The organism is Mycolicibacterium sp. XJ870 (assembly GCF_053483975.1).
In genome coordinates this window covers 14,310-39,823 of sequence record NZ_JBEFTI010000008.1, presented here as the reverse complement: position 1 = coordinate 39,823, position 25,514 = coordinate 14,310, and the positions used below count along the sequence as shown (strand labels likewise).

The 25,514-nt window shown below is 65.9% G+C and carries 28 protein-coding genes; 12 read left to right on the top strand and 16 right to left on the bottom strand.

Going from position 1 to position 25,514, the window contains the following annotated elements; genetic code table 11:
- Positions 1-30 precede the first annotated feature (30 nt).
- Positions 31-180 carry a DUF1059 domain-containing protein gene (locus ABQF30_RS23830; protein ID WP_448468436.1) on the bottom strand — a complete coding sequence of 50 codons (150 nt, stop codon included), beginning with the start codon at positions 178-180 and terminating at the stop codon, positions 31-33.
- 45 nt (positions 181-225) lie between these two features.
- On the opposite strand from ABQF30_RS23830, the gene ABQF30_RS23825 reads away from it, so the two are divergent.
- Positions 226-879, top strand: coding sequence for a nitroreductase family protein (locus ABQF30_RS23825; protein ID WP_448468434.1), 654 nt, complete (start codon positions 226-228; stop codon positions 877-879).
- A 66-nt stretch (positions 880-945) separates the two neighbouring features.
- Here the strand turns inward: ABQF30_RS23825 and ABQF30_RS23820 are convergent, their stop codons facing one another.
- The gene (locus tag ABQF30_RS23820) at positions 946-1,524 is read right to left on the bottom strand and encodes an HhH-GPD-type base excision DNA repair protein (RefSeq protein ID WP_448468432.1); all 579 of its coding nucleotides are present in this window, start codon (positions 1,522-1,524) and stop codon (positions 946-948) included.
- A gap of 25 nt (positions 1,525-1,549) precedes the next feature.
- Here ABQF30_RS23820 and ABQF30_RS23815 point away from each other — a divergent pair, with 25 nt between their 5' ends.
- The 7 genes from ABQF30_RS23815 to ABQF30_RS23785 all read left to right on the top strand — a co-directional run bounded on the left by ABQF30_RS23815 (position 1,550) and on the right by ABQF30_RS23785 (position 9,399).
- Positions 1,550-2,785 (top strand): sensor histidine kinase, encoded by a 1,236-nt coding sequence (locus ABQF30_RS23815; RefSeq protein ID WP_448468430.1) that lies wholly within the window; start codon positions 1,550-1,552, stop codon positions 2,783-2,785.
- Positions 2,782-3,573, top strand: coding sequence for a LytR/AlgR family response regulator transcription factor (locus ABQF30_RS23810; RefSeq protein WP_448468428.1), 792 nt, complete (start codon positions 2,782-2,784; stop codon positions 3,571-3,573). Before ABQF30_RS23815 ends, ABQF30_RS23810 begins: the two co-directional genes overlap by 4 nt.
- On the top strand, positions 3,566-3,934 hold the full coding sequence (locus ABQF30_RS23805) for a hypothetical protein (protein WP_448468426.1): 369 nt from the start codon (positions 3,566-3,568) through the stop codon (positions 3,932-3,934). The genes ABQF30_RS23810 and ABQF30_RS23805 overlap by 8 nt, the downstream gene beginning before the upstream one ends.
- Positions 3,931-5,661 (top strand): sodium/solute symporter, encoded by a 1,731-nt coding sequence (locus tag ABQF30_RS23800; protein WP_448468424.1) that lies wholly within the window; start codon positions 3,931-3,933, stop codon positions 5,659-5,661. Before ABQF30_RS23805 ends, ABQF30_RS23800 begins: the two co-directional genes overlap by 4 nt.
- A gap of 237 nt (positions 5,662-5,898) precedes the next feature.
- Positions 5,899-6,252, top strand: a complete 354-nt coding sequence (locus ABQF30_RS23795) for a DUF485 domain-containing protein (protein ID WP_448468422.1) — start codon at positions 5,899-5,901, stop codon at positions 6,250-6,252.
- Positions 6,253-6,260: 8 nt separating this feature from the next.
- The gene (locus tag ABQF30_RS23790) at positions 6,261-7,904 is read left to right on the top strand and encodes a monocarboxylic acid transporter (protein ID WP_448468823.1); all 1,644 of its coding nucleotides are present in this window, start codon (positions 6,261-6,263) and stop codon (positions 7,902-7,904) included.
- Between the two features lie 157 nt (positions 7,905-8,061).
- On the top strand, positions 8,062-9,399 hold the full coding sequence (locus tag ABQF30_RS23785; protein ID WP_448468421.1) for an acyltransferase family protein: 1,338 nt from the start codon (positions 8,062-8,064) through the stop codon (positions 9,397-9,399).
- A 14-nt stretch (positions 9,400-9,413) separates the two neighbouring features.
- Here the strand turns inward: ABQF30_RS23785 and ABQF30_RS23780 are convergent, their stop codons facing one another.
- Both ABQF30_RS23780 and ABQF30_RS23775 read right to left on the bottom strand, forming a co-directional pair.
- Complete coding sequence (locus ABQF30_RS23780) at positions 9,414-9,584, bottom strand: DUF5302 domain-containing protein (RefSeq protein WP_448468419.1); 171 nt, start codon at positions 9,582-9,584, stop codon at positions 9,414-9,416.
- A 42-nt stretch (positions 9,585-9,626) separates the two neighbouring features.
- Positions 9,627-10,070: a PPOX class F420-dependent oxidoreductase gene (locus ABQF30_RS23775; protein ID WP_448468417.1), complete on the bottom strand. Its 444-nt coding sequence runs from the start codon at positions 10,068-10,070 to the stop codon at positions 9,627-9,629.
- A gap of 45 nt (positions 10,071-10,115) precedes the next feature.
- On the opposite strand from ABQF30_RS23775, the gene ABQF30_RS23770 reads away from it, so the two are divergent.
- Complete coding sequence (locus ABQF30_RS23770; RefSeq protein WP_448468415.1) at positions 10,116-10,631, top strand: DUF1697 domain-containing protein; 516 nt, start codon at positions 10,116-10,118, stop codon at positions 10,629-10,631.
- A gap of 81 nt (positions 10,632-10,712) precedes the next feature.
- Positions 10,713-11,486, top strand: a complete 774-nt coding sequence (locus ABQF30_RS23765; protein WP_448468821.1) for a class I SAM-dependent methyltransferase — start codon at positions 10,713-10,715, stop codon at positions 11,484-11,486.
- Here the strand turns inward: ABQF30_RS23765 and ABQF30_RS23760 are convergent.
- Positions 11,483-12,955: a flavin-containing monooxygenase gene (locus tag ABQF30_RS23760; RefSeq protein ID WP_448468413.1), complete on the bottom strand. Its 1,473-nt coding sequence runs from the start codon at positions 12,953-12,955 to the stop codon at positions 11,483-11,485. The genes ABQF30_RS23765 and ABQF30_RS23760 overlap by 4 nt on opposite strands.
- Positions 12,956-13,055: 100 nt before the next feature.
- On the opposite strand from ABQF30_RS23760, the gene ABQF30_RS23755 reads away from it, so the two are divergent.
- The gene (locus ABQF30_RS23755; RefSeq protein ID WP_448468411.1) at positions 13,056-14,261 is read left to right on the top strand and encodes an Rv1453 family transcriptional regulator; all 1,206 of its coding nucleotides are present in this window, start codon (positions 13,056-13,058) and stop codon (positions 14,259-14,261) included.
- Here the strand turns inward: ABQF30_RS23755 and ABQF30_RS23750 are convergent.
- Entirely contained in the window at positions 14,258-14,623 is a 366-nt protein-coding gene (locus ABQF30_RS23750) for an Rv1152 family transcriptional regulator (protein WP_448468819.1), read from the bottom strand. The two genes, ABQF30_RS23755 and ABQF30_RS23750, sit on opposite strands and share 4 nt — an antisense overlap.
- 36 nt (positions 14,624-14,659) lie before the next feature.
- On the opposite strand from ABQF30_RS23750, the gene ABQF30_RS23745 reads away from it, so the two are divergent.
- Positions 14,660-15,373 (top strand): NAD-dependent deacylase, encoded by a 714-nt coding sequence (locus tag ABQF30_RS23745; RefSeq protein WP_448468409.1) that lies wholly within the window; start codon positions 14,660-14,662, stop codon positions 15,371-15,373.
- Positions 15,374-15,383: 10 nt separating this feature from the next.
- Here the strand turns inward: ABQF30_RS23745 and ABQF30_RS23740 are convergent, their stop codons facing one another.
- The 10 genes from ABQF30_RS23740 to ABQF30_RS23695 all read right to left on the bottom strand — a co-directional run bounded on the left by ABQF30_RS23740 (position 15,384) and on the right by ABQF30_RS23695 (position 25,492).
- A complete protein-coding gene (locus tag ABQF30_RS23740; RefSeq protein WP_448468407.1) occupies positions 15,384-16,016 on the bottom strand; it encodes a class I SAM-dependent methyltransferase in 633 nt (210 codons plus the stop codon).
- Positions 16,013-16,693, bottom strand: coding sequence for a TetR/AcrR family transcriptional regulator (locus tag ABQF30_RS23735; protein WP_448468405.1), 681 nt, complete (start codon positions 16,691-16,693; stop codon positions 16,013-16,015). Before ABQF30_RS23735 ends, ABQF30_RS23740 begins: the two co-directional genes overlap by 4 nt.
- Position 16,694: 1 nt before the next feature.
- Positions 16,695-18,956: an MMPL family transporter gene (locus ABQF30_RS23730; protein WP_448468403.1), complete on the bottom strand. Its 2,262-nt coding sequence runs from the start codon at positions 18,954-18,956 to the stop codon at positions 16,695-16,697.
- Positions 18,957-19,082: 126 nt separating this feature from the next.
- Positions 19,083-19,454, bottom strand: coding sequence for a cupin domain-containing protein (locus tag ABQF30_RS23725; RefSeq protein ID WP_448468401.1), 372 nt, complete (start codon positions 19,452-19,454; stop codon positions 19,083-19,085).
- Between the two features lie 27 nt (positions 19,455-19,481).
- Positions 19,482-20,897, bottom strand: coding sequence for an NAD(P)/FAD-dependent oxidoreductase (locus ABQF30_RS23720; RefSeq protein ID WP_448468817.1), 1,416 nt, complete (start codon positions 20,895-20,897; stop codon positions 19,482-19,484).
- Positions 20,898-20,927: 30 nt separating this feature from the next.
- A complete protein-coding gene (locus ABQF30_RS23715; RefSeq protein ID WP_448468399.1) occupies positions 20,928-22,061 on the bottom strand; it encodes an ABC transporter ATP-binding protein in 1,134 nt (377 codons plus the stop codon).
- Positions 22,051-22,851 carry an ABC transporter permease gene (locus tag ABQF30_RS23710; protein WP_448468397.1) on the bottom strand — a complete coding sequence of 267 codons (801 nt, stop codon included), beginning with the start codon at positions 22,849-22,851 and terminating at the stop codon, positions 22,051-22,053. Before ABQF30_RS23710 ends, ABQF30_RS23715 begins: the two co-directional genes overlap by 11 nt.
- A complete protein-coding gene (locus ABQF30_RS23705) occupies positions 22,848-23,747 on the bottom strand; it encodes an ABC transporter permease (protein ID WP_448468395.1) in 900 nt (299 codons plus the stop codon). The genes ABQF30_RS23710 and ABQF30_RS23705 overlap by 4 nt, the downstream gene beginning before the upstream one ends.
- Before the next feature lie 14 nt (positions 23,748-23,761).
- Positions 23,762-24,895, bottom strand: a complete 1,134-nt coding sequence (locus ABQF30_RS23700) for an ABC transporter substrate-binding protein (RefSeq protein ID WP_448468393.1) — start codon at positions 24,893-24,895, stop codon at positions 23,762-23,764.
- Positions 24,896-24,904: 9 nt separating this feature from the next.
- A complete protein-coding gene (locus ABQF30_RS23695; RefSeq protein WP_448468391.1) occupies positions 24,905-25,492 on the bottom strand; it encodes a type II toxin-antitoxin system RelB family anti-toxin in 588 nt (195 codons plus the stop codon).
- Between the last annotated feature and the right edge of the window lie 22 nt (positions 25,493-25,514).

Genomic DNA, 25,514 nt, shown 5'->3' with positions numbered 1-25,514 from the left:
TGTTTAGCGGCTGGTGAATCGGCTGTTGGATCAGTAGGCCATGAACAGGATCATGTCCCGGTCGTACTCGCGGCCAGGATGTGCCTCGGCCAGGTGGGTCTGTGCCTTCTCGACGAGGTCGTTCTCATCGGTTCCGGTGATCGCTTCACCACACGGGCAGTTCAGGTGTGTCTTCGCCATATGTCAACCATTGCATAGGTCTGCTACCGACAAAAGGATGGACCCATGGAGCTTTACGACGTCATGCGCACGACCAGTGCCACCCGCCAGTTCACCGACGACCCGCTGCCCGACGAGGTGCTCGAACGGATCCTCGACCACGCCCGCTTCGCGCCCAGCGGGGGCAATCGCCAAGGCACGCGGGTGGTGGTGATCCGGGACCGCGACACCCGCGAGTCGCTCGCCGATCTCAGCGTCACCGGCGCACGGCGCTATATCGCCCAACAGCGCAATGGCGAAAGCCCGTGGAACCCGCTGCATCCCATGGAGGTTTCCGCCGACGACCTGGCTGCGGTCAAGGCGCCGCGGGCCACGCAACTGCTCGACGCTGCGGTGGTGCTGGTGGTCTGCGTCGACCTCGGCGTGGTCGCGGCATTCGATCAGGACCTCGACCGCATCGGCGTGGTGCCCGGGGCGTCGGTGTACCCGTTCGTGTGGAACGTCCTGTTGGCCGCCCGCAACGAGGGCTACGGCGGCGTGCTGACCACCATGACCGTGGCCGAAGAACCCAAGGTCAAGGCGCTGCTGGGGATACCCGACGAATATGCGGTGGCCGCGGTGCTCCCATTGGGCAAGCCGGTGCGTCAGCTCACGAAACTCAAACGCAAGCCCGTCAGCGAGATCGCCACGCGGGAACGCTTCAACGGGCCCGCCTTTTAGCGGTCAGCGTGCGTCCAGATCGCGATTTCAGCCAGAACGGCGATCTCAGTGCACACTGGGAGGCTCTCAGCTCTTGGCGGCCTTCGCTTTCGCCTTCATCTCTTTCTTGTAAGAGCGAACTTGCTGCAACGACCCGGCATCCACCACGTCGGCCACCGACATATGCGTGCCTGCCTTGCCGTAGTCCCCCGCCGCGGCCTGCCAACCCGCGGGCGTCACGCCATACTGCTTGCCCAGCAGCGCCAGGAAAATCCGCGCCTTCTGATCACCGAACCCGGGCAGACGCTTGAGCCGGCGCAACACCTCTTTGCCGTCGGGATCGCCTTCGGTCCACAACGCCGTGACATCGCCGTCGTAGTCGTCGACAACGGCCTGCGCCAGTGCCTGCACGCGCTTGGCCATCGAACCCGGAAACCTGTGGATGGCAGGCGTTTCCGAACACAGCGCCACGAACTCGTCCGGGTTGTACTCGGCGATCCGGTGCGGGTCGACGCCGCCGATACGGTCGGCGATCTTCTTCGGCCCGGCGAATGCGACTTCCATCGGAATCTGTTGATCAAGCATCATTCCGAGCAGCAGCGCGAACGGATTGTCCTCCAGCAGTGCATCGGCTGCCGGGTCTTGAACAAGCTGCAGTTTTCCCACGTCGCCAGTCTAAGGTGACCGCAAGATGTCGGTCGAAGTTGCTATAGCGCTGGCATTGGCGCTGATGTTGACGGCGGTGGCCGCGGTCATCGTGGTGCGCACCCGCCGGGTGGTCGCGACGCCGACCGAACGAGCGGTGCATGCCGCGCTGCACACCGCGTCATTGGCGGCCCGGGCGTTGCGCCGGGGCCTGAACACCGAGTCCGCCGAGACCGCCGCGCCGTTCTTGCGCGGGTTGACGGTGACCGACGGGCTGGCCTTGTTCGACGCCGACGGCGAGCTCCTGGCCCAGGACCCCAGCGACGAACCCAGCTGGCAACCCGACATCGTCGACGCCTGTGCCGGCACCGCCCGCGATTCGATCAGCGGTCAGCGGAGGGTGCTCAAGACTGTCCGGGCGACATCCGTCATCGCCCAGCCACTGCTCACCGAGGGCGGCGACGTACTCGGCGCACTGGTGGTGGTGACCGCGGGCACCCCTGGACCGGGCATGCTCGGCGCGGTCGGCGAGGTGGCCCGCTATGCGGCCAGTCAGATCGAGTTGGCCGAGCTGGACGCCTCGCGCGCCCGGCTGGACCGCGCCGAGGTGCTCGCGCTGCGCGCCCAGATCAGCCCGCACTTCATCTACAACGCGCTCAACACCATCGCCTCGTTCGTACGGACCGACCCCGACCGGGCCCGCGAACTGATCTTGGAGTTCGCCGACTTCACCCGCTACTCGTTCCGAGCCGCCGGGCAGTACACGACGCTGGCCGAGGAACTCCGCAACATCGACCGCTACCTCACCCTGGAGCGGGCCAGATTCGGTGCGGCACTGACAGTCCGGCTGCAGGTCGCACCCGAGGTGCTCAACGTCGTGGTGCCGTTCCTGGCACTGCAGCCCCTAGTGGAGAACGCCGTTCGACACGGGCTGGCCGGACAAGGCGGCGGATCGGTCGAGATCGTCGCCCGCGACACCGGTGCGGACTGCGTCATCACCGTCGAGGATGACGGTGCCGGAATGGATCCCGAGACCCTGCGGGCAGGTCCCGGCGACGCACTGGCCGACCGGACTGATCCCCCGGTCGCTGCGCTCCTGCCCGCCGGAACCGACCAGTCGGCGCATGTCGGGCTGACCAATGTCGATCATCGGCTGCGCGCGGCATTCGGCAACGATTACGGTCTGGTTGTCGAGACGGCGATCGGAGCGGGCACCAAGGTTGTGATGCGAGTGCCGAAGTTCCGCTCGGGGGTGCGAGCCAGCGGAGGTGCGTTCGGGTGAGCGGAGCCCTGACTGTACTGGCCGTCGACGACGAGGCGCCCGCCCTCGATGAGCTGGCCTACCTGCTGGGGCGTCACCCCGACGTCGCCGAGGTCCACACTGCCGCCGACGCCACCTCGGCTCTGCGGGAACTCAACCGGCACCCAATCGATGCGGTGTTCCTCGACATCCACATGCCCGGCTTGTCCGGTATCGAACTCGCCGGTGTGCTCAGCAATTTCGCGCACCGCCCGGCAGTGGTTTTCGTGACGGCACACGACGACAAAGCGGTCGCGGCATTCGACGTGGGCGCCATCGACTACCTGCTCAAGCCCATCCGGCAGGACCGGCTCGATGAGGCGGTGCGCCGAGTGTCCACCGCCGGTGAGTCCGCCCCGGCGGCCCAACCCGACGAACAGGATGATCAGGATTCAGCAGTGATTCCTGCCGAACTGGGCGGCATCACGCATCTGGTGCCGCGGGACACCATCGGCTGGGTCGAGGCCGAGGGCGACTACGCCAGGCTGCACTCGGCCACCGGTGCACATCTGGTCCGGATTCCGTTGAGCACTTTGGAGACCCGCTGGCGCGACCATGGCTTCCAGCGGATCCACCGGTCCTATCTGGTATCGCTGCGGCAGGTGACCGGGCTGCGCACCTCCGACGGCGCGGTACTCGTTCGGTTGCGCGCCAACGGTGCGTCACCGGCGGTGGAACTGCCCGTGAGCCGCCGACAGGCCCGCGAACTGCGTGACCGGTTGGTCCGCGACCCGATGCGCAACCTGAAACCCACGGGCGCCGATGAGTGAACGGCCGCAACGGCAGCGGGTCGTGTTGGCGCACCGGCGGGGCGCCAGGATGGTGCGGACCCGCGTCGAAGTGCAGGAGCAGACGCAGGTGGGCGACGCCCTGGTGCGCGGCCTGGTCCGCGCCCAACTCGGGCTGGCGCTGCGGCTCGCCGGTTTCATTGTCGCGGTGGTGGTCACGATCGTGATGCTGAACGCGGCGCTGCCGGATCTGGCCGCGCTCAGCGTGTTCGGCATCCGGCTGAACTGGCTGATCCTGGCCGGTCTGTTCTATCCCCTGCTGTACGGGGTCGGACGGCTTTACGTACGGCTGGCCGAACAGGGCGAACGTGATTTCGTCCGCGTGGTGGACAGCGAACCATGACCGGCTCACCGCTGACCGCCGCCGCGCTGCTTGCCGCCGCGGTGGCCACTGTCGCCATCGGCACCTACGGGGTCAGGCTGTCGCGCACCACCTCGGACTTCCTGGTCGCTTCCCGCAGCGTCGGCCCACGCTGGAACGCCGCCGCCATCTCCGGTGAATACCTCTCGGCCGCATCGTTTCTCGGGGTGGCCGGGCTGATCGCCAAATACGGCGCGGACGCACTGTGGTATCCGGTCGGCTTCACCGCCGGGTATCTGGGCCTGCTGCTGTTCGTCGCCGCGCCGCTACGCCGATCCGGTGCCTACACCGTCCCCGACTTCGCCGAGTTCCGGCTGGGCTCGGCCCGGTTGCGCAAGGTGGCGATGCTCGTCGTCGTGGTGATCTGCGTGTTCTATCTCGCCCCGCAGTATCAAGGTGCCGGCCTGGCGCTGAAAACCCTGCTGGGCGTGCCGGTTTGGATCGGCCCGCTGTTGGTGGGGACGATCGTGATCGCCAACGTGGTGGCCGGCGGCATGCGGTCGATCACTTTCGTGCAGGCCTTCCAGTACTGGTTGAAGCTGACGGCCATCGCCATCCCGGCCCTGGCTCTGCTTGGGTTGTTCATCAGCGATCGCGGCGAGTTGGGCGGCCCACTGCCACCGAGCGTGCAGCAGCAGACCACCGTCGAGATCGAAACCGATGTGGTGGTCCGAGTGGTCGAACCCGGCGGTATCACCGTGACCGGCAGCCTCGACGGTCGTGACGTCGAGGCCGCAACCCTCGGCGCGCCTGGGGATCACACCCTCGGTGCGGGAACGACGCTCACGCTGGATGCCGGGGCGGCCACCCCGGTCGTCGCCGGTACTCCGAGCACCGGGGCGGAGTGGATCGCCTCGGGCGGCGGACTGGGCGGCGGGCATCCGCTCTACCAGGTGCTGTCCATCATCGTCGCGACGTTCCTCGGGACGATGGGCCTGCCGCACGTGCTCGTGCGCTTCTACACCAATCCCGACGGACGGGCAGCGCGGCGCACCGCATTGGCCGTCATCGCCCTGCTGTCGCTGTTCTACTTGTTCCCGACGCTGCTGGGAGTATTCGCCCGGTTGTATGTGCCGCAGCTGCTGATCACCGGAACTGCCGACGCCGCAGTGCTTTTGACCCCCGGCGCGGCGATCGGCGGGGCGTTCGGCCAGTTACTGGCGGCACTCGTCGCCGCCGGTGCCATCGCGGCGTTTCTGGCCACCTCATCGGGGCTGCTGGTCAGCATCGCCGGCGCACTGGCCACCGACGTGCTGCGTGGCCGGGTGCGCGACTTCCGACTTGCCGCGGTGATCGGCGGATTGATCCCGATCCCGTTATCACTGGTGTTTTCCGGACTCGAACTGTCCCGCAGTGTCGGCCTCGCGTTCGCGGTCGCCGCATCCACGCTATGCCCGCTACTGGTCCTCGGGATCTGGTGGCGGGGTCTGACCGCCACAGGTGCCGCATGTGGCCTCGTACTGGGTGGCGTGGTGTGCGGCAGTGCGGTTCTCGTCGAGATCGCCGGCGGCGTCGACGAGGACGTGCTCGGCGGCTGGCCGGCCGTCATGGTGGGATACCCCGCCGCGATCAGCGTTCCGCTGGCGTTCCTGACGATGATCGTGGTCAGCCGGTTCACCCGGCCCACCCCGGGCGTCGCGCAGATCTTCGCCCGGATGCACGTACCGGAGCGGCTGGGGATGGGCATCGAGCGCGTTCCGCGGGGCTAGTTTTCTTTCGGCGAGCAGACGCGGGCGCACCCCACAACGCACGTTCTCGGGTACCTGCGCGTCTTCTCGCGGGAGAAAGGACCGCCGCTTAACGTCACGCACAGACCGTTCAGCGCAGCGGCCCCCGGCTTCGGCGTGTCGAGGCCCGGAGCACTGGGTATGTGACCCACATCTCAACTAGCGTCGCCGTAGGAGCCGGTTCACATGCCGGGTTCACATTCGAGGTCAGGAGAAGCGTTGCCCGAGACCCATTTGCCACCCCACGAGGGGCCGCTACTCAGCGGCGAGCAGTACCTGGCTGTCCAAGCCAGTCCGGAATTTCAGGATCTACGTAGTAGATTGCGCCGCTTCGTGTTCCCGATGAGCGGGTTGTTCCTCGTCTGGTATTTCGCTTACGTGCTGCTGAGTGTGTTCGCGACCGACTTCATGGCCACCAAGGTGTGGGGCAACATCAATATCGGTCTGCTGATCGGCCTGGGCCAGTTCGTGTCCACCTTCATCATCACCTTCGTCTACGTCCGGTTTGCCAACCGTGAACTCGACCCGCGTGCCGCAGCCTTTAGGCACGAACTGGAAGGTATGACCAAGTGACCAGCCAGGTGACAATCCTTGCCGCCGACGGCGGGGTGGGAAACCCCGTCGCCAACATCGGCATCTTCCTACTGTTCGTCGCGGTGACGCTCTTCATCGTGATCCGTGCGAGCAAGAAGAACGCGTCCGCGGCCGAGTTCTTCACCGCGGGCCGCTCGTTCACCGGTCCGCAGAACGGCATCGCCATCTCCGGCGACTACCTGTCGGCGGCCAGCTTCCTCGGCATCGCCGGCGCCATCGCGGTGTACGGCTATGACGGCTTCCTGTATTCCATCGGGTTCCTCGTCGCGTGGCTGGTGGCGCTGCTGCTGGTCGCCGAATTGCTCAGGAACACCGGCAAATTCACCATGGCTGACGTGCTGAGTTTCCGGCTCAAGCAACGCCCGGTGCGGATGGCGGCGGCGACCACCACACTCGCGGTCTGCCTGTTCTACCTCCTCGCGCAGATGGCCGGTGCGGGTGGGTTGGTCGCGCTCCTCCTCAACATCACGAGCGATGTAGGCCAGGCCGTCGTCATCGCCGTGGTCGGTCTGCTGATGATCGTCTACGTGCTGATCGGCGGTATGAAGGGCACCACGTGGGTGCAGATCATCAAGGCGGTGTTGCTCATCGGCGGCGCCGCTCTGATGACCGTGATGGTGCTGGCCAAGTTCGGCTTGAACTTCTCGGAGATTCTGGGCTCGGCGCAGACCGCGGTGTCGGGTTCGGCCAATGAGGCGGTCGCCAGCCGCGATGTGCTGGCCCCCGGCGCACAGTACGGCGCGTCGCTGACCTCGCAGATCAACTTCATCTCGCTGGCGATCGCGCTGGTGTTGGGAACCGCGGGCCTGCCCCACGTGCTGATGCGCTTCTACACGGTGCCCACCGCCAAGGAAGCACGCCGCTCGGTGGTCTGGGCAATCGTCCTGATCGGCGCCTTCTACCTGTTCACGCTGGCGCTGGGTTACGGCGCGGCGGCTCTCGTCGGACCGGACGCCATCCTGGCCGCACCGGGCGGTCAGAATGCGGCCGCACCGCTGTTGGCGTTCGAACTCGGCGGTGTGATCCTGCTCGGGGTCATCTCGGCGGTGGCGTTCGCGACGATCCTCGCGGTGGTCGCCGGCCTGACCATCACGGCGGCAACATCATTCGCGCACGACATCTACGCCAACGTACTCAGCAGAGCCCACGGCAGAGGTGAAGTGACAGAGGACGAGCAGGTGCGGGTATCGCGCATCACCGTGGTGGTGCTCGGCGTCCTCTCGATCGGCCTGGGCATCCTGGCCGCCGAGCAGAACATCGCGTTCCTGGTGGCGTTGGCCTTCGCCGTCGCCGCCGCGGCCAACCTGCCGACCATCCTGTACTCGCTGTACTGGCCGCGGTTCAACACCCGCGGGGCACTGTGGAGCATGTACGGCGGGCTGATCTCAACGATCGTGCTCATCGTGTTCTCCCCCGCTGTGTCGGGTGCGAAATCCGCGATGCTGCCAAACGTCGACTTCGCCTGGTTCCCGCTGGCCAACCCGGGCATCGTCTCGATTCCGCTGGCGTTCCTGTTGGGCATCATCGGCACCCTGACGTCGCCCGCCGACCGCGGCAACGCGCAGATCGCCGCCGAGATGGAGGTCCGGTCGCTCACCGGCGTGGGCGCCGAGAAGGCAAATGCGCACTAGTTCTCAGCGCGCGAGTTCTCAGAGCGAGCAGACGCGGAAGTCCCCCAAATCCCGCGGTTTGGGGGACTTTTGCGTCTGCTCGCCGGAGGACCCGGTCCTGAAAGTTGAGTGCTTCTACCTAGAGCCACCGAGCCGTGCCGCACTTAGCGTTACTGCCATGACAGCAGCGTTGTTCCCCACTCCGGCCGAGGTCGAGGCCAACACCCCGGCAGGCCGCGATCGGGCCATCGATGTCATCCGCATCGTGTCCCTGGTGGGGGTCGTGGTCGGCCACACCATCATGGCCACCAGCACGATCCGCGACGACGTGTTCATCTGGAGCAACCTGCTCACCGCCTCCCCCGTGTTTCAGGCGCTGACCTGGGTGTTCCAGATCATGCCGCTGTTCTTCTTCGCCGGGGTGGCCGCATCGGTGCAGTCCTGGCGCCCCGGCACCGCCTGGGGCGGCTGGCTGTTGCGCCGCTGCACCCGGTTGTACCGGCCGGTGTTCTACTACCTGGCGTTCTGGATCGCGACGCTCTCGGTGCTGCGGTTCCTACTGCCCGAGCATGTGTACGAGCCGATCGCCGGCATCTCCATCCAGTTGCTGTGGTTCCTGGGTGCCTACGTTCTGGTGTTGGCCGCGGTGCCGCTGCTGGCCCGGATCACCACCACCGGTCAGCTGGCCGGTGCGGTCGTCGGCACCTACGTGTTCATCGCGCTGATCGACATAGTCCGCATCAACCTCGACGGCTACGCCTCGCTGGGCTACCTCAACACCGTGGTGTGGCTGATTCCCGGCATGCTCGGCGTCGCCTACCGCCGCGATCTCCTGGCCGCACCGGCCGCACTGAAAGTCGGTATCGGCATGCTTGGCGTGAACCTGGCGCTGCTGTACTTCGGGCCCTACGAGCTGAGCCTGGTCGGTATCGAAACCCAACAGCTCAAGAACATGACGCCGCCGTCGCTGCTGCTGGCCGGACACGCGATCATGATGTGCGCGTTCGCGATTGCGGCCGCACCGGCAATCGCGCGGTGGGCCCGGCGACCGCGGGTGTGGTGGTTGGCCGCGATCGGCAACTCCGGTGCGATGACGTTGTACCTGTGGCACATGCCGCTGCTGCTGGCAATGCATCTGGTGTTCGACTACGCAGGTTTCGACCGCTACGACCCGACCGCGCCCGGGTTCATCGCCCTGTCGGTACTGCAGTTGGGCGTGATGGCGGCGTTGGTGGCGACGGCGTTCGTCGTGCTGCGGCCGTTGGAGAACAACCCCCTGGCCCTGTGGGACGGCGGCATCGTTGCCAACACCGGAACACGCAGTACCGCAGTGGGTCTGCTGCTGTGCACCGCTGGTGCGGCGACGCTGACGTCGGTCGCGTGGGGCCTGAAGGACCAGGGCGTGTACTGCGTCGCGGTGATGATCGCGGCACTGGGCGCGGCCCGCTGGCTGGCCGATGACAACGCAGAGGATCGCAGCCACAGCGTGGCTCAAGCCCTCGACGTTGACGCCTAGGGGGTTACCCAGATCTACCCGCTCTTGCGGCGGAACTCCCGGCGGCTCTCCAGCGGTCCGTGCGGATGCGGTTGCTTGTTGCCGCCATCTGTGTGCGCGGCACCGCCCCCGGCTTTCGCCTTCTTACGCTCCAGCGCCTCCCGGAACTTACGTTTGGTGTCGTCTTCTTCCGGTTTGTCAGCCATACGCCGCAGCGTAGCGCGCGGCAGGCAGAACCGTCACAGGGATTACCGCCGGCCGGGCGGCATCCCGTAGACGTGGGACACCGGCAGCGTCAGGAGCACCCGGCGGTCGTCGACCATCGCGCGCCGATAGTCGTCCCAGTCCGGGTGCTCACCGGCAATATTGCGGTACAAGGCAACCAGTGCTTCAACGGTGTCGTCGTGCGGCGAGGCGGCCGGCGGGGTCAGGATCGCGTCTCCCTCGGCGACCGCATAGGCCCAGCCGTCGTCGGAACTGACGTGGATAGATGCTCTCGGGTCGCGCCGCAGATTGCGGGTCTTGGCCCGCGGTTCGGTGATCGACACCTGGATGACGACCGCGCGCGGATCGAAGTAGTACGACACATTCGACAGCTGTGGACGCCCGTCCTGCTTGATCGTGGCCAGCACACCCATCGAGTTGCCGCTGATCAACGCCAACAGCTTGTCGTCGAAAACCTGACGCCCCATGGTCCGAGCGTACGTCTTTACCTGAACGGACTACGCTAAAAGCCGATGACCCGGTACGCCGCGTTCCTTCGCGGTGTCAACGTCGGCGGGGTGAACCTCAAGATGGCCGAGGTCGCCGCCGCCCTCGTGGACGCCGGCTTCAGCAATGTGCGCACCATCCTGGCAAGCGGAAATGTGTTGTTGGACAGCACCTCCACCGTCGCCAAGGTGCGCAGCACAGCTGAGAAAGCGCTGCGGGACGCGTTCGGATACGAGGCGTGGGTGCTGGTCTACGACATCAAGACCGTGGCAACCATATCGGCCGGCTACCCGTTCGAGCGCGAGGTCGAGGGCCATCACTCCTACGTCACGTTCGTCAGCGACGCGGACGTGCTCGACGAACTCGCGGCCCTGCCTCCGGCCCCGGAGGAGAAGATCCAGCGCAGCGACGGTGTGCTCTATTGGCAGGTGGCCCGCAGCGCCACCCTGGGCAGCACGATCGGCAAGACCATGGGTAAGAAGCGGTACAAATCGTCGACAACCACCAGAAACCTGCGCACGCTGGAGAAAGTCCTGCGCTGACGCCGGTTCGGTACATTCGGGCTGGTGACGACGAATCAGCGCACCACAGTCTCCCTGACTGGAGTTTCCGAGACAGCTCTGATGACGCTGCAGGTGCGCGCACACGAGGCTCGCCGCCCGGATGGCATCATCGACGACCCGATGGCGGTGCAACTGGTCGACTCGATCGACTTCGATTTCGCCAAGTTCGGCTACACCCGCCGTCAGGACATGGCGCTACGCGCCCTGATCTTCGACCGCGCTACCCGCAACTATCTGCGCGACCATCCCAAGGCCACCGTCGTGGCGCTCGCCGAAGGCCTGCAGACCAGCTTCTACCGGCTCGACAACGCCGATGTCGGCCACGAATTCCGATGGCTGACAGTCGATCTCCCGCCGATGGTCGAGCTGCGCAACAAGCTGCTACCGCCGACGGACCGGGTGGCGGCCTGCGCCCAGTCCGCACTGGACTTCAGTTGGATGGACCGCATCGACCCGGCCGAGGGCGTGTTCATCACCGCCGAAGGCCTGCTGATGTACCTGCAGCCTGACGAGGCCATGGGGCTGATCCGCGAGTGTGCTCAGCGCTTCGGAGGCGGACAGATGATCTTCGACCTGCCGCCGGCCTGGTTCGCCGCGTGGGCGCGCCGGGGCATGCGGACCTCACGGCGTTACCGGGTTCCGCCGATGCCGTTCAGCCTGACACCGGCACAGGTGGCTGACCTGGTCAACACCGTGCCGGGCGTGCGCGTCGTGCACGATCTGCCGTTCCCGGCCGCCCGGGGCAGAATCCTCAACTCGCTCGCGTGGGCGGCACAGCGGTTTCCGCTACTCGACCCGATCCGGCCGGTGATGACCCTGCTCGAGTTCGGCTAAACGGTCGCAACCGCATTGTCGAACCGCAGATTCGGGTCCACGACCGGACCATTGCGCAGCATCGCCGCATCGAACGTGTAGTTCATCGACATCACCCACGGTCCGTCGACACCCTGGCGGGGCAGTTCGCCGACCGACCGCTGCACATAGCCAGCGGCGAAGTCGAGCAGCGGACGGGTTTCCATGTCGGAGTCGCCGAACTCGGGCCGCACGGTGGCGTATCCCTGAGCATCCAGATGGCTCAACAGCCGGCAGAAGTGCTCGCACAGGAGGCCGACCTTGAGTGTCCACGACGAATTCGTATACCCGAAGGCGAAGACGAAATTGGGCACGCCCGAGAGCATCATTCCCTTGTAAGCCACCGTGTCGGCGAAGTTCACCGGCTGCCCGTCGACTGTCAACGTCATCCCGCCGAACAGTTGGACATTGAGCCCGGTCGCGGTGACGATGATGTCGGCCTCCAGCTCCCGACCGGACTCCAAGAGGATCCCGTTCTCGGTGAACGTCTCGATGCGGTCGGTGACCACCGAGGCGCTTCCGTCGCGTAGTGCGGCGAACAGGTCCCCGTCCGGCACCGCGCACAGCCGCTGATCCCACGGGTTGTAGCGAGGGCTGAAGTGCTCGCCCACCGGGTAGCCCGCGGGCAGCTTGCGAGCGTTGATCCACCGGATCACGGCACGCGCGGCCCTCGGGTATTTCTGGCAGAGGGTGTACACCGCACGCTGTTTGGCGATGTTCTTGCGGCGGGTCAGCGCGTAGCCGCGTTCGTCGCCGAGCAGCCTCTTGGCGAGGTTGGCGAAGGAGTCCTTGGCCGGCACCGGCATCACATAGGTCGGCGAGCGCTGCAGCATGGTCACGTGCTCGGCCGTCGGCGCCATCGCCGGAATGAGGGTGACCGCGGTGGCACCGCTCCCGATTACGACGACCTTCTTGCCCGCGTAGTCCAGATCCTCGGGCCACTGCTGGGGGTGCACGATGCGGCCGGTGAACCGGTCGCTGCCCTCGAAGCGCGGCGTGTAGCCCTGGTCGTAGCGGTAGTACCCACCCCCGCAGAACAACCAGTTGGCAGTGATTTGGATGAGTTCTTCGGTATCGGTCCGTTCGACGTCGACGGTCCAGCGCGCTTCCGCACTGTTCCACGCGGCGCCCAGCACCTTGTGGTGGAACCGGATGTTGCGGTCAATGCTGTTCTCCGACACCGTTTCCCGCAGATACGCGAGGATCTTGTCGGCAGTGGCGATGGCATGCTCGTCGCGCCACGGCTTGAACTCGTAGCCGAAGGTGTGCAGGTCGGAGTCCGACCGGATGCCGGGGTACCGAAACAGGTCCCACGTACCGCCGGTTGCGCCGCGCGCCTCCAGGATCGCGTAGCTGCGTCCCGGGTGTTCGCGCTGCACGTAGTATGCGGCGCCGATGCCGGAGATGCCGGCGCCGATGATCAGTACGTCGACGTGATCTGACTGGGTCATGGATCAATAGTCCCGGCTCCAACAGCCAGGCCCAAGGTTAAACTGCTCCATCTGTGTTGCTGCAACGGTGCACTGTGCACCATCGGCCTACGGTGTATCCATGGAACCGTCACCGCGGGTGAGAGAGCTGATCCGGCAGTGCGCGCAGATCGTCGTCAATGCGCCGCCGGAATGGCTCGGGGAACTCGACCGCGCCGTCCTCGGCGCAAGCCCCGACATCGCGTCGGATCCCGAACTCGCCGCGGCCGTCAGCCGCAGCAACCGCGCCAACCTGTACTTCTGGAGCACGGCCAACGTACGCGATCCGGGCGCCCCGGTGCCGCCCAACACCGGGCCGGAGCCGTTGACCATCGCCCGCGAACTGGTGCGCCGCGGCGTCAACGCCTTTCCGCTCGACGCGTATCGCGTCGGCGAAGGGGTCGCGTGGCGGCGCCTCATGGACATCGCCTTCTCGCTCACCTCCGACCCGGCCGAACTCCACGAACTCCTACAGGTGTGTTCGCAATCGATCAGCGCGTTCGTCGACGCCACCTTGGCCGGCATCGCCAACCAGATCGAGTTGGAGCGCGACGAACTCACCCGCGGCACGCACGCCGAACGTCGCGAAACCGTCGCGCTGCTCCTCGACGGCGCGCCCATCCCCCGGCAGCGCGCCGAAGCCCGACTCGGGTACGCGCTGACCGGCACCCACACCGCGGCGGTAATCTGGAGTGAGCACCCGGACGACGACCTGTCCCGGTTGGATCGGGCTGCCGAGGCGTTCGGGCACGCGTGTGGCGGCACACCGCCACTGAGCGTGCTGGCAAGCACTGCCACTCGCTGGGTCTGGGCGCCGGGTGAGGTAGACATCGCGGCGCTGACACCCACCGTTGAGGATGTCCACGTCGCTGTCGGGCCGGCGGCTGACGGCCTGGACGGCTTCCGGCGCAGCCACTTCGATGCCATCACCACCCAACAGATGATGGCGAGGCTGCACTCGCCGCAACAGATCGCCAGGTTCACCGACATCGAGTTGGTCGCGTTGATCACCGCCGACCCTGACCGCGCTGCCGGATTCGTCAAGCACACGCTCGGCGAATTCGAGTCAGCCGGTGCCGAACTGCGGGACACCGTAAGGGTTTTCGTCAAGGAGCAGTGCAACGCCTCGCGCGCTGCAACGCGGCTCTACCTGCACCGCAACACCCTGCTGCGCCGGCTTGCCCGCGCCGACGAACTGCTACCGATCCCGTTGGCCCAGTCCAGCGTCAACGTTGCCGTCGCGCTGGACGTCCTGCGCTGGCACGGTCAGTCCGACGGCGGCGGCTAATCAAATGCGGTATCCAGATAACGCAGCGCGTCGGACTTGCCGATGCCCAGTGCCCGGGCCGCTTCGGCGAAGGAATTCGCGGCGGCCGCCATCGCGGCGTCGGCCGGATCGGCCCGTGCCACGAATGTGCCGTACCGGCCGCGGGTCTCCAGTACCCCCGCCGACTCCAACTCCCGATAGGCTCGTGCCACCGTGTTGACCGCAAGGCCGATCTGACCTGCGAGTTCGCGCACGGTCGGCAGCCGCGTCCCGGGCGACAGGCGCCCATTCCTGATGCCGTCGATGATCTGAATTCTCAGCTGGTCAAATAGCGGTTTCTCGGCTTCCGGATCGACACCAACCCAATCCCCCAATTCGGCCACCTGCTCAGTATCACCCAAAGCCGCTACGTTGGTGGCGTGCAAGTGACTGTCCTCAGCGGAGCCGGGATCTCGGCGGAAAGCGGCGTGCCGACATTTCGCGACGTCGAGACCGGCCTGTGGGCCAAAGTCGACCCCTACGAAATCTCCAGCACGGACGGTTGGCAGCGGCACCCGGAGAAGGTGTGGGCCTGGTACCTGTGGCGGCATTACATGATGGCCGGGGTGGAACCCAACGATGGTCACCGCGCGGTGGCCGCCTGGCAGGACTACGCCGACGTCCACGTCGTCACCCAGAACGTCGACAACCTGCACGAGCGGGCGGGCAGCGCCAAGGTCTACCACCTGCACGGCAGCCTCTTCGAATTCCGTTGCGATGCTTGCGGTTCCCAGTTCGAGGGCGTTCTCCCGGAGATGCCGGAACCGGTCGAGACCATCGAACCACCGGTGTGCCCGTGCAGTGGGTTGATCCGGCCCAGCGTGGTCTGGTTCGGCGAACCGCTGCCCGAAGACGCTTGGCAGCGCTCAGTACTCGCGGTGAGCAATTCCGACGTGGTGATCGTGGTGGGCACCAGCTCGATCGTCTACCCGGCCGCCGGCCTTCCCGAGGCGGCGCTGGCAGTCGGCACCCCGGTCATCGAGATCAATCCGGAGCGCACCCCGCTCTCGGAAACCGCCACGGTGTCGCTGCGTGAAACCGCGGCCACCGCACTGCCGGGACTGTTGCAACGGCTGCCCGCGCTGCTGGGTTAGCCGCGCCGAGTCAGATCGGGCGGACTGCCCGCCCGATCGCGAACTCCGACACCGGCAACGGCACCCACGATGGCATGGTCCATTCGCGACGGGATCCGGCCACCTCGAACCCGGCCTCGGTGATGGTCTGCTCGGTGTGCCGATGGGTGTGGCAGTTGCCGAACAGCCTCGGCCAGATGGTCGCATCGGCGAGCCGCTGGATCCGCGCGCGGTATCCGCCGCTGGCGACGTGCTCGAGGTAGCGCAGCTCGCCGCCTGGCCGAAGCAGCGAAAAGAGTTGTCGCAGGACGGCATCCGGCTCATCGATGGAGCAAAGCACGAGTGAGCACACCACTGCGTCGAAGGGCGCTCCACCGGCGTACTGCTCGGCGGTGGTGCTACTGACGGTCACCGGCACCGGGGCTTCGGCCGCAGCCTTGCGGGCCACCTCGAACAGCCGGCGTTCGGGCTCGATGGCCACAACCTCGTCGACGGTCGACGGGTAGAACTCGAAATTGGTGCCCGTACCGGCCCCGACTTCGAGAACCCGGCCGGTCAGCCCGGCGAGGTTCTGGGCCCGCAGCCGGCGCACCGATTCCGGTTCGTAGCTCGACAGGGTCTTCCACACCTGCGCGAAGAACGGATTGTCGACGGTGCTCGTCATTGCGCGAATCCCTTCACTCGGGCGATCGCCTCCTGTGGCGACAGGTCGGTTCCGATGATGCCCGACATGACCTGCCCGATGCACACGGCCCGCAACACCCGATCGGTGAAGACCTCGACGTCGCCCCAGGGCAGATACGGTTTGGCGATCAGCATGGCGGCTGCCCCGTGCGCCGCGGTCCACAGTTCCAGCGCCATCGCGGTGGCGTCACCGGGCGGGTAAATCCCTTCGGCCATCAGCATTTCCACCGAGTTGCGCATGTGCACGAAGGCCGAGCTGTTCAACGTGATGTCGACGTCGCTGCCGGGCCGGCCCTCGCCCATGGTGGCCAGGCGGTACAGCTGCGGGGTCTGCCGGGCGAACCGCACATACGCAAGGCCCTGGGCACGCAGCACGTCGATGGTCGAGGGCGCATCGACTGCAACTCGCTGCATCTCCTCGTCGAGTTTCTCGAAGTAACGCGCACACACCGCGTCCAGCAGCGCGTCCTTGTCTGCGAAGTGCAGGTAGATCGACGGCGGTGTGACACCGACCTGCTGCGCCACCGAGCGGATCGAAACCGCTTTGGCATTCCCGGTTTCCAGCAGCAGCCCGGTGGCGGCATCGAGGATCTGCTCACGCAGCAGTTCACCTGAGCCGCGCGGGGCCCGGCGACGTTTGAGCGGTTGGATCGACACGCTAATCAGTGTCCGCTACGCCCGCGGTGACCCGCTCTCGGTTGCCGGCCGGCGGTTCACCGGACTCGCTGAAGCCGATGCGTCGGTGCAGCCGGGCCAGCGGTGCGGGCGCCCACCAGTTCCATCGGCCCAACAGGTGCATGAACGCGGGCACCAGCAGCATGCGGACCAGGGTGGCGTCGACGAGGATCGCAAGGGTCAACCCGAGCCCGAACATTCGCATGAAGGCCACCTGCGCGGCGATCAGTGCCGCGAACGAGATCGACATCACCAGGGCCGCGGCGGTCACGACGCGGCCGGTGCGGGCCAGTCCGAGTGCCACACTTTCGTCGTTCTCTGCGCGCGTGCGACCGGATTTCAGCCAGTACTCCCGAATCCGTGACACCAGGAACACTTCGTAGTCCATCGACAGGCCGAATGCGATGCAGAACAACAGCACCGGCAGGTTCCCGACGAGGGTTCCGGTCGGCGTGGTGCCGAGCGCACCGAGATGACCGTCTTGGAAAATCCACACCAACGCACCGAACGCCGCCGACAGCGATAACACGTTTAGTACCAACGCTTTCAGCGGAAGGATCACACTGCCGGTAAGCAGGAACAGCAGCACAAACGTGATCGCCGCGATCACCCCGAGCACCAATGGCAGGCGCGACGTGATGGCCTGAGTGCTGTCCCGGTTGACCTGGGCCACGCCGGTGAATTGCACGTCGGCCGGGGCCGCGACGGCGTGCAGCGTGTCCAGCTGCGCCTCGGAGGCGTCGCTGAACAACGGCGCGTCGCTGCCGACGGTCAGATATGCGCTGCCGTCGGCCACCCCGGTCGCCGCCGACGGCGGACCAACGCGGCTGCCGTCGACGAACGTGCCGCCGGGGGCCGACACCGATGAGACATCAGCGACGTCGGACAACCTCGCTGCGTACTGGTCGAGCTCGACCGGGCTGACGCCGGTCGCGTCGGGAAGCACCGCGTTGACATTGGTCGCCGAGTCGACCGCGAAGGCGTCGCGCATCTGGTCACCGACCTGACGGGCCGAAGCCGATTCCGGCAGCACACGGTCATCGGGGAAGCCCCATTTGATTCCGAGGAATGGCGCACCCAACATCAGCAGCAACACGACGATCGTCACGCCGACCGGAACTGACCTGCGCATGACGCGCTTGGTCATCCGGTACCAGAACGTCTGCTCGATGGGCTTGGGCTCTGGTTCGGGCCTGCCGAGAATTCGACGGCAGAATCGGCGCACATCGTAGGCATCGAGTCGATCGCCGAGCAGCACGATAGCCGCCGGTGCCACCACGATGGCCGCAAGGGCAGCCAGGCCCACCACGGCGATTCCGGCGTAGGCGAAGGACTTCAGGAAGTACATCGGGAACAGCACCATCGCGGCCATGGACAGCGCCACTGTCATCGCGGAGAACAGCACCGTGCGCCCAGCCGTCACCATCGTGCGCACCAACGCGGTTTCGGCGTCCGCACCTTCGGCCAGTTCGTCGCGGTACCGGCTGATGATGAGCAGGGTGTAGTCGATCGCGAGCGCCAATCCCATCGCGACAGTGAGGTTGAGCGCGAAGATCGACACGTCGGTGACCATCGTGAACAGGCGCAGTACCGCCAGCGATCCGAGGATCGCGAAGCCGCCGACCGCCAGCGGCAGCGCCGCGGCCAGCAGCCCGCCGAACACCCACACCAACACCAGGAAACTCAGCGGGATGGCGATGGACTCCATCATCAACAGGTCTTTCTCGCTCTGCCCGTTGATCTGGACGTAGGTCATCACCTCGCCGCCGGCCCGCACGGTGACCCCGTCACGGTCGTGCACGAGCTGATCGGTCAGTTCCTTGGCGTGCTTCTGTGCGCCGCTCTCCCCACCCGTGATGCCCGCGACGATCAGCCCGGTCCTGCCGTCCTCACTGATCAAGGCGGCCGAGGCCGGCGGCGGCGCGGTCCAGGCCGAGGTCACCTCGGTCACGTACGGCGAGGCATCCAACTGCCCGGCGATCTCGGTGCCGGTGGTCCTGGCCGCGGCACTGTCCGGGTGATCCGCGGTCACACTGATCACCAGCTGCATATCGCCACGGCTGAACTTCTCCGCGAGCAGTTGGGTGGCCTTGGCCGATTCCGAGGTGGGGTCCTGAAAGCCGCCCGCCGAGAGGTTGTTCGCCACCGGGACACCGAAGATGCCTGCGGCGACCATGACGAGCGCGGAGAGAACGAGGATGCGCCGGGGCGCGGCGATGGCCATGGCGGCGATCCGGTGCAGCACGTCGAGTCCTTCCGCGACCAAAGAATATCGACGTTAACTTAACAGCGGTAATCTGATCGCGTCAACGCCGACCTCGCCGATAGACACGTCCGGCGACCGCAGATGGTTCAGAGAGGACTCCGGGGGCTATCCGGCGACGATCACATAGGACTTGCGAATGGTTTCGTGGACCTCCCATGTGCCGCGCCAGCCGCGGGGCAACACGAGAAGTGAGCCAGGGCCGACGTCTGCGGCGGTGCCGTCCTCGCCGGTGACCGTGCCCGATCCGGAGACGATGTGGCAGACCTCGGTGCCGGCGCTACGGTCAGCGGTGAACGCGCCGGGTCCGCACTCCCAGACGCCAGCTGACGTAGTGGCGTCGCCCCACAGGGACAACGTCGACTCCAACTGGTTGCTCCGGCTCGTTGGCTTCGGTTCCGGCGCAGGCAGGTTAATCTCCGGTGCGTGCGCGTGGCGCAAGCTCACCAGTGCTTCATGGGTATTCGAGTTCACAGACACAGTGCCGTCCTTGTGTGCGGGTCGTTCTCAGCGACCGGTAATCATGTTGGCAGCGCGGGCAATTCGGCTGGTCTTCGCAAGGTCCTTCTCAGTCTCGCGACGATCGGCGGTGCGGTAGAGCACATACATGCTCTGCACGCCCAACCACCGCAGCGGCTCAGGTTCCCACCGACGCACCCTGCGGCCGACCCAAGGCAGGCGCGTCAGTGACGTATCCCGTTTGAGGACAAGGTCGGCGAGGGTGCGTCCGGCGAGATTGGTGGTCGTCAGTCCGCTGCCGACGTAGCCGCCTGCGGTTCCCAAACCGGTCACCGGGTCCAGGTCGACGGTGGCCGTCCAGTCTCGTGGCACGCCCAGCACACCGCACCAGGCGTGCACGATCGGCAACGATGCCGTGGCCGGGAACATGTCGTGCATCAACTCGGTCAACGCGTTGACGGTCCACTGCTGGGTAGCGCCGTTGGTGTCGGTCCGTGAGCCGTAGCGATACGGAATACCGCGGCCGCCCAGGGCAATTCGGTTGTCGGCGGTGCGCTGGGCGTACATGTAGCCGTGCGCGTAATCACCGAGCAGCTCGGCGCCGCGCCAACCGATCTCGTCGGCGGCCTGCGGTGTCATCGGCGCCGTGACGACCATCGACGAGTTCATCGGAAGCCAGTCGCGCCGTTGCCCTTCCAGCGTCGCGGTGAAACCCTCCAAGCACCGCAGGACTATCGGAGCACGCACGACGCCTCGGTCGCTGACCGCACGCCCCTGCTCGATCCGGGTGACCGTGGTGCCCTCGAAGATCGTGACGCCTGCGGCCTCCACCGCCCTCGCGAGGCCCAATACCAGTTTGGCGGGCTGCACGCGCGCGCAGTGGGGACTGAACATGCCGCCCAGCGCGCCCGCAATGCGGATCCGCTCGTCCATCTCGTCGCGGCCCAGCGCCACGTAATCCTCTGCGCCCGCGCCCCATTGCCGTTCGTACTCCACTGACTCGTGCAGCCGGCCGACCTGCGCACGGGTCCTCGCGACGTGCAGGACACCGTCTTTCACGATGTCGGCGTCGATGCCCTCGGCCTTGGCGACGCCGATCACCTCATCGACCGCGCCACGCATGGCCCGCATGAGTTCGACGACACCTTCGGGCCCGTGTGTCGACGCGTAGGCATCCCGACTACCGGCCAGCTCTGCCGACAGCCAGCCGCCGTTGCGACCCGACGCACCGAAGCCGGCGAACTCGCGCTCCAGGATGACGATCCGCAGATCCGGCTGCTGCTTCTTCAGATAGTAGGCAGTCCACAGACCCGTCAGACCGGCACCGACGATGCACACGTCGGCCTCTTGGTCGCCGGGCAACGGCGGTCGCCGGTCCGGTAGGCCGATCGAGCGGTACCAGAACGACACATCGCCGTTGATGAACTCTGTCGTTGCGCCGGCTGAGCTGCCGTCGGTGGGCATGGCTGTGCTCCTGTTCGTCATGCGTGGGCGTTAGCGGGCTGCTGCCGCCACCGGCGTCGGCGCCGCCGGCTGCGGGTCAGAAGACGCGAGGATTGCGGCGTCGTCGGGGTGGAACGTGAGCCAGACTCGGTCGTCGGCGTTGGCCGGGCTGATGGCGCCGGCGCTTTCGCGCACCAGCGCGATCGAGCCGTCGTCGAGACGAACTTCGACCTTCCGCGAGTTTCCGAGATAGATGTGCTGAACAACCGTGCCCGGCACCGCGTTGATCGAACCGGGGCGGGGACCGTCCGGCTCGATTCGGATCCGTTCGGGCCGAACCACCACCGCGACACTGGCACCGCGGGCGTGCTCGGGACCCCGGACCGCGGACAGGCGATGTCCGTCGGCGTCCACTTCGCGGTGATCGTCTGCAACCCCGCGGAACACCGAGGATTCGCCGAGGAACTGTGCCACGAACAGCGTGTCGGGGTATTCGTAAAGCTCTGTGGGCGAGCCGATCTGCTCGATACGCGCGTTGTTGAACACCGCGATTCGATCCGACAGGATCAGGGCTTCGTCCTGGTCGTGCGTCACGTAGACGAACGTCGTGCCGAGGTCTGAGTGGATGCGTTTGATCTCGAGCTGCAACGAGTCCCGGAGTTTCTTGTCGAGGGCACCCAGCGGTTCGTCCATCAGCAGTACGCGTGGGCTGTACACCATCGCCCTGGCGAGCGCGACCCGCTGCTGTTGACCGCCCGAAAGCTCCTTGGGTCGACGCTGTCCGAGGTCGCCCAGGCCGACCATCTCCAGTGCTTGCGCGACCTTTGCGCGCCGCTCGGAGGCGGCGATCTTGCGTTGCCGCAAGGGATACTCGACGTTCTGCGCAACCGTCATATGCGGAAAGAGTGCGTAGTGCTGGAACACCATGCCGATATTCCGTTTGTAGGGTGGCAGATTCGTGACGGCATGCCCGTCGATGAGCAGCTCACCGGCGGTGACATCGGCGAATCCGGCGATCATGTTCAACGTCGTGGTTTTGCCGGACCCACTGGGGCCCAGCAGGGTGAGGAACTCACCTGGACGTGCTTCCAGATCGATGGAGTCCACCGCCGTGAAATCTCCGTAACGCTTTGTCAGACCACGCATGGTGATCGAAGCGCCCTGGGGTGAACGGTCACCCGACATTTCGTCTCCTAGCTGCATAGATGCCCGCAATGACCGTCACGACGGTTGTGAGGGCAAGAATGAGAGTCGCCGCCGCCGCGATGGTCGGATCGGTATCGCGGGTAACGGACGAGTACATGCGCACCGGCAGCGTCTGCAGGTACGGGCTCTGAATGAACAGCGAAAGCACGACCTCGTCGAAGCTGGTCGCAAAGGCGAACACCGCACCGGACAGCACACCTGGCGCCACCAGCGGCAGGGTGACCGTGCGGAACGCTGTCCATCGCCCGGCGCCGCAGATCGCGGCGGCGTCCTCCAGGCGCCGATCGAACCCCTGCAGGCTGGCCATCACCGGGATGATGACGAACGGCAATGCCAAAACGCTGTGCGCCACAACAAAACCAAACGTGGTTCCGAGGAGGTTGAGGCGCAGGAACATCGCGTAGAGCCCGATCGCGATCACGATGACCGGCACCAGCATCGGTGCCAGCAGCAACGCCCGCAGCCCCTGTTGGCCGAAGAACCTGGTCCGGCTCAGCGCGACGGCGGCAGCGGTACCGCACACCGTCGCAACGATGGCGACCAGGACGCCGACCTGGATGCTGGCCTGCAGTGCGGCCATCCACGACGGATCCGAGAAGAAGTTGGCGTACCACTGCGTCGACCAACCCTGGGGCGGGAAGGTGAAGGTCGGGCGGTCGGTGAAGCTCAGCGGTATCACGACGAGTGACGGTGCGACGAGCCAGAGCGCGACAACTCCGCAGAAGACCAGGAGCACTGTCCGCCATACGATGTTGAGGCGACTGTTCATGCCCGCAGCCCCTGTCGGTTGGCCCGGCGCAGCGCCAAGGCGAGCACCGCCAGCACCAGCATGGTCAGGACAAGCAGCACGACGCCCATGGCTCCGCCCCTGCCCCACTGCAACAGGCTGCTGACCTGTGCGTAGATCTGCTGACTGATCAGCGAGTTGTCGGGAGAGCCAAGCAATGCCGGGGTCACGTAGAACCCGAGGCTGCTGATGAACACCATCAGGCATCCTGCGCCAACCCCGGGCAGCGACAACGGAACCCAGACCCGAAGGAACGAGATCACCGGCCGGGCTCCCAGGCTGGCCGACGCCAGGATGAGCCTGCGATCGATGCCTGCCATCACCGCATACAGCGGTAACACCATGAACGGCAAGAGGATCTGGCTCATGCCGATCACCACGCCCAGGTTCGTGCGGATGAGATGCACGTCCCCGAGGCCGATCGACTTCAGCACCGAGTGCACCGGGCCGTTGTCCGCCAGGAGGATCACCCACGAAAACGTGCGAACCATGAGACTCGTCCAGAACGGCACCAGCACGAGCATCGTCAAGAGAGCCCGCACCTTGGGCCCGAACGCGACCATTGCGTATGCGTACGGGTATCCGAGAACCAGACACACGACGGTGACGGTCAGCCCTGTGGTGAACGTCCTGGCAAGCACCTCGCGCTGCACGGAATCCGTCAGGTACCACTGGAAGTTACCCAGCCCCAGATCGGGTTCGCTCAGCGCCCGCCAGAGCATGATCCCCAGCGGCACGACGAACACGCCGATGACGAGAACCACTGCGGGAAAGAGCAACCCGACGGTACCGCTGCGTCGTCGTTTGGCGCCGACGGGGAGCTCACTCGGCGCCTGTTGGGACGTCGCCGGCCCCGACAAGGCATCGATTACGGTCATATCGTCAAATCCTGTTAGCCGGAAAGCCAGTCCGTGTATGCGGTAACGAGCTTCTCGTGGTTATCCGCCCAGTAAGGGAGATCGAGCGGGAACTTGTCCTTCTGCCGCTCGGGTGTCGTAGTCAGATACTGCTCGGCCAGGTCGTCCAGCGCAGGCTTGGAGTCGACGTTGACCGGACTGTACGAGGTGAGCTCGGCAAGCTTCGCCTGCTGCTGGGCGCCCAGGTAGTAGTTGATGAAAGCCATTGACGCCTTTGGATTCTTGGCGCCCTTCGGCACCGCGATGGTGTCGGCCTCGGGCATCCACTGGTCCCACATCGGAGCGAACGGCGCGCCGTTCTTCACCGCGGAGTACGCGCGCCCGCTCCACAACACCGCCATGTCGACCTGGCCGGACTCGACAAGCTGCTGGGCTTGAGCTCCGGTGGTCCAGAAAACGCTGTCGTCACGAATACTCGACATCTTGCGCAGCGCGCGGTCCACGTCGAGCGGATACATCTGGTCGGGTGCGACACCGTCGGCCAGCAAGGCGGCCTCGAACACGCCAGGATCGACTTCGCCTTGAATTCCCTGGATGGCCCGCTTGCCCGGGAACTTCGCCGTGTCGTAGAAGTCTGCCCAGGTTTTCGGCGGGTTGGCCCCGAACTTGTCGGTGTTGTAGATCATGATCAACCCGTACTGCATGGCGGGCACCGAGCAGTCGTCGGTCTTGGCGCCGGCCGGAATCTTGCTGATGTCAACGATGCTGGTGTCGAGCGGCATGAACAGTTCGCCACAGTTACGCGCAGTGAAGACGTTCGTCGAATCGATGATGTCCCATGTGACGTTCCCGGATTCGACCTGGCTTTTGATCTTTGAGTTGTCCGTGGGCCCGTCTTGAAGAATACGGGCGCCGGACTCTTGCGCGAACGGCTCTACCGCGGCTTTCGTCTGGCCATCCTGGAAGATGCCGCCGTACGAGACGAAGGTGAGGGTGGCGCCTTTCAAGGCATCGGCTTTCACCGTCCCTACCTGCGGCGGGCCACTGCCCAGATCGACGTCTGCGGCGGGCCCGGGTCCAGCGGGCGTACACGCCGCTGAGATCGCCACTGTGAGGAACAGCGATGCGGCGGTCAGCGGCAGGTGTCGACGTGGTGAGAATACAGCCACGAATACTCCTTATATTGTTGGTGGGCTTACGATCCAGAGAAGTTCGGCCGGTTCCGTGCTGTGGTTGTGCACGGTGTGCGGCACCGAAGTGCGGTATTCGGCACTGTCACCGGCCTCGAGGTGGTGCATCGCGCCGTCGAGCTCGAGGACGATGCTGCCGTTGATGACCAGCAGGATTTCCTGCGAATCGTCGTGGACGTATGCCTCGCCCGCACTGCCTCCCGGGGCGAATTCGGCGACGTAGACCTCAAGGTTGCGCAGTGGCTTTTGGGAGAGAAGGTATTTCGCGCTCGTATCCGACACATGGATCTCCGGGCGGTCCTGCTTGCGCAGGATGCGGGCGCCCTGAGCGTGATTGTCGGTGAACAGGTCAGGCAGGGTGACGCCGAGTTCTTCGCACAACCGGCGGAGGGTTCCCACGCTGGCATTGACCTGTCCGCGTTCCAATTGGCTCAGGAAGCCGGGAGACGTCGAGGCCCGACCCGCGAGGTCACGCAGAGTCAGCTTGCGTGCCAGGCGAAATTCCCGAATTCGGGCGCCCAGCTCCGACTCAGCCGCAGCCGGTTTCGTCGCAGCGTCCGCGCTTTCAGATTGCATCGGTGCGGAACATCCGTTCGTG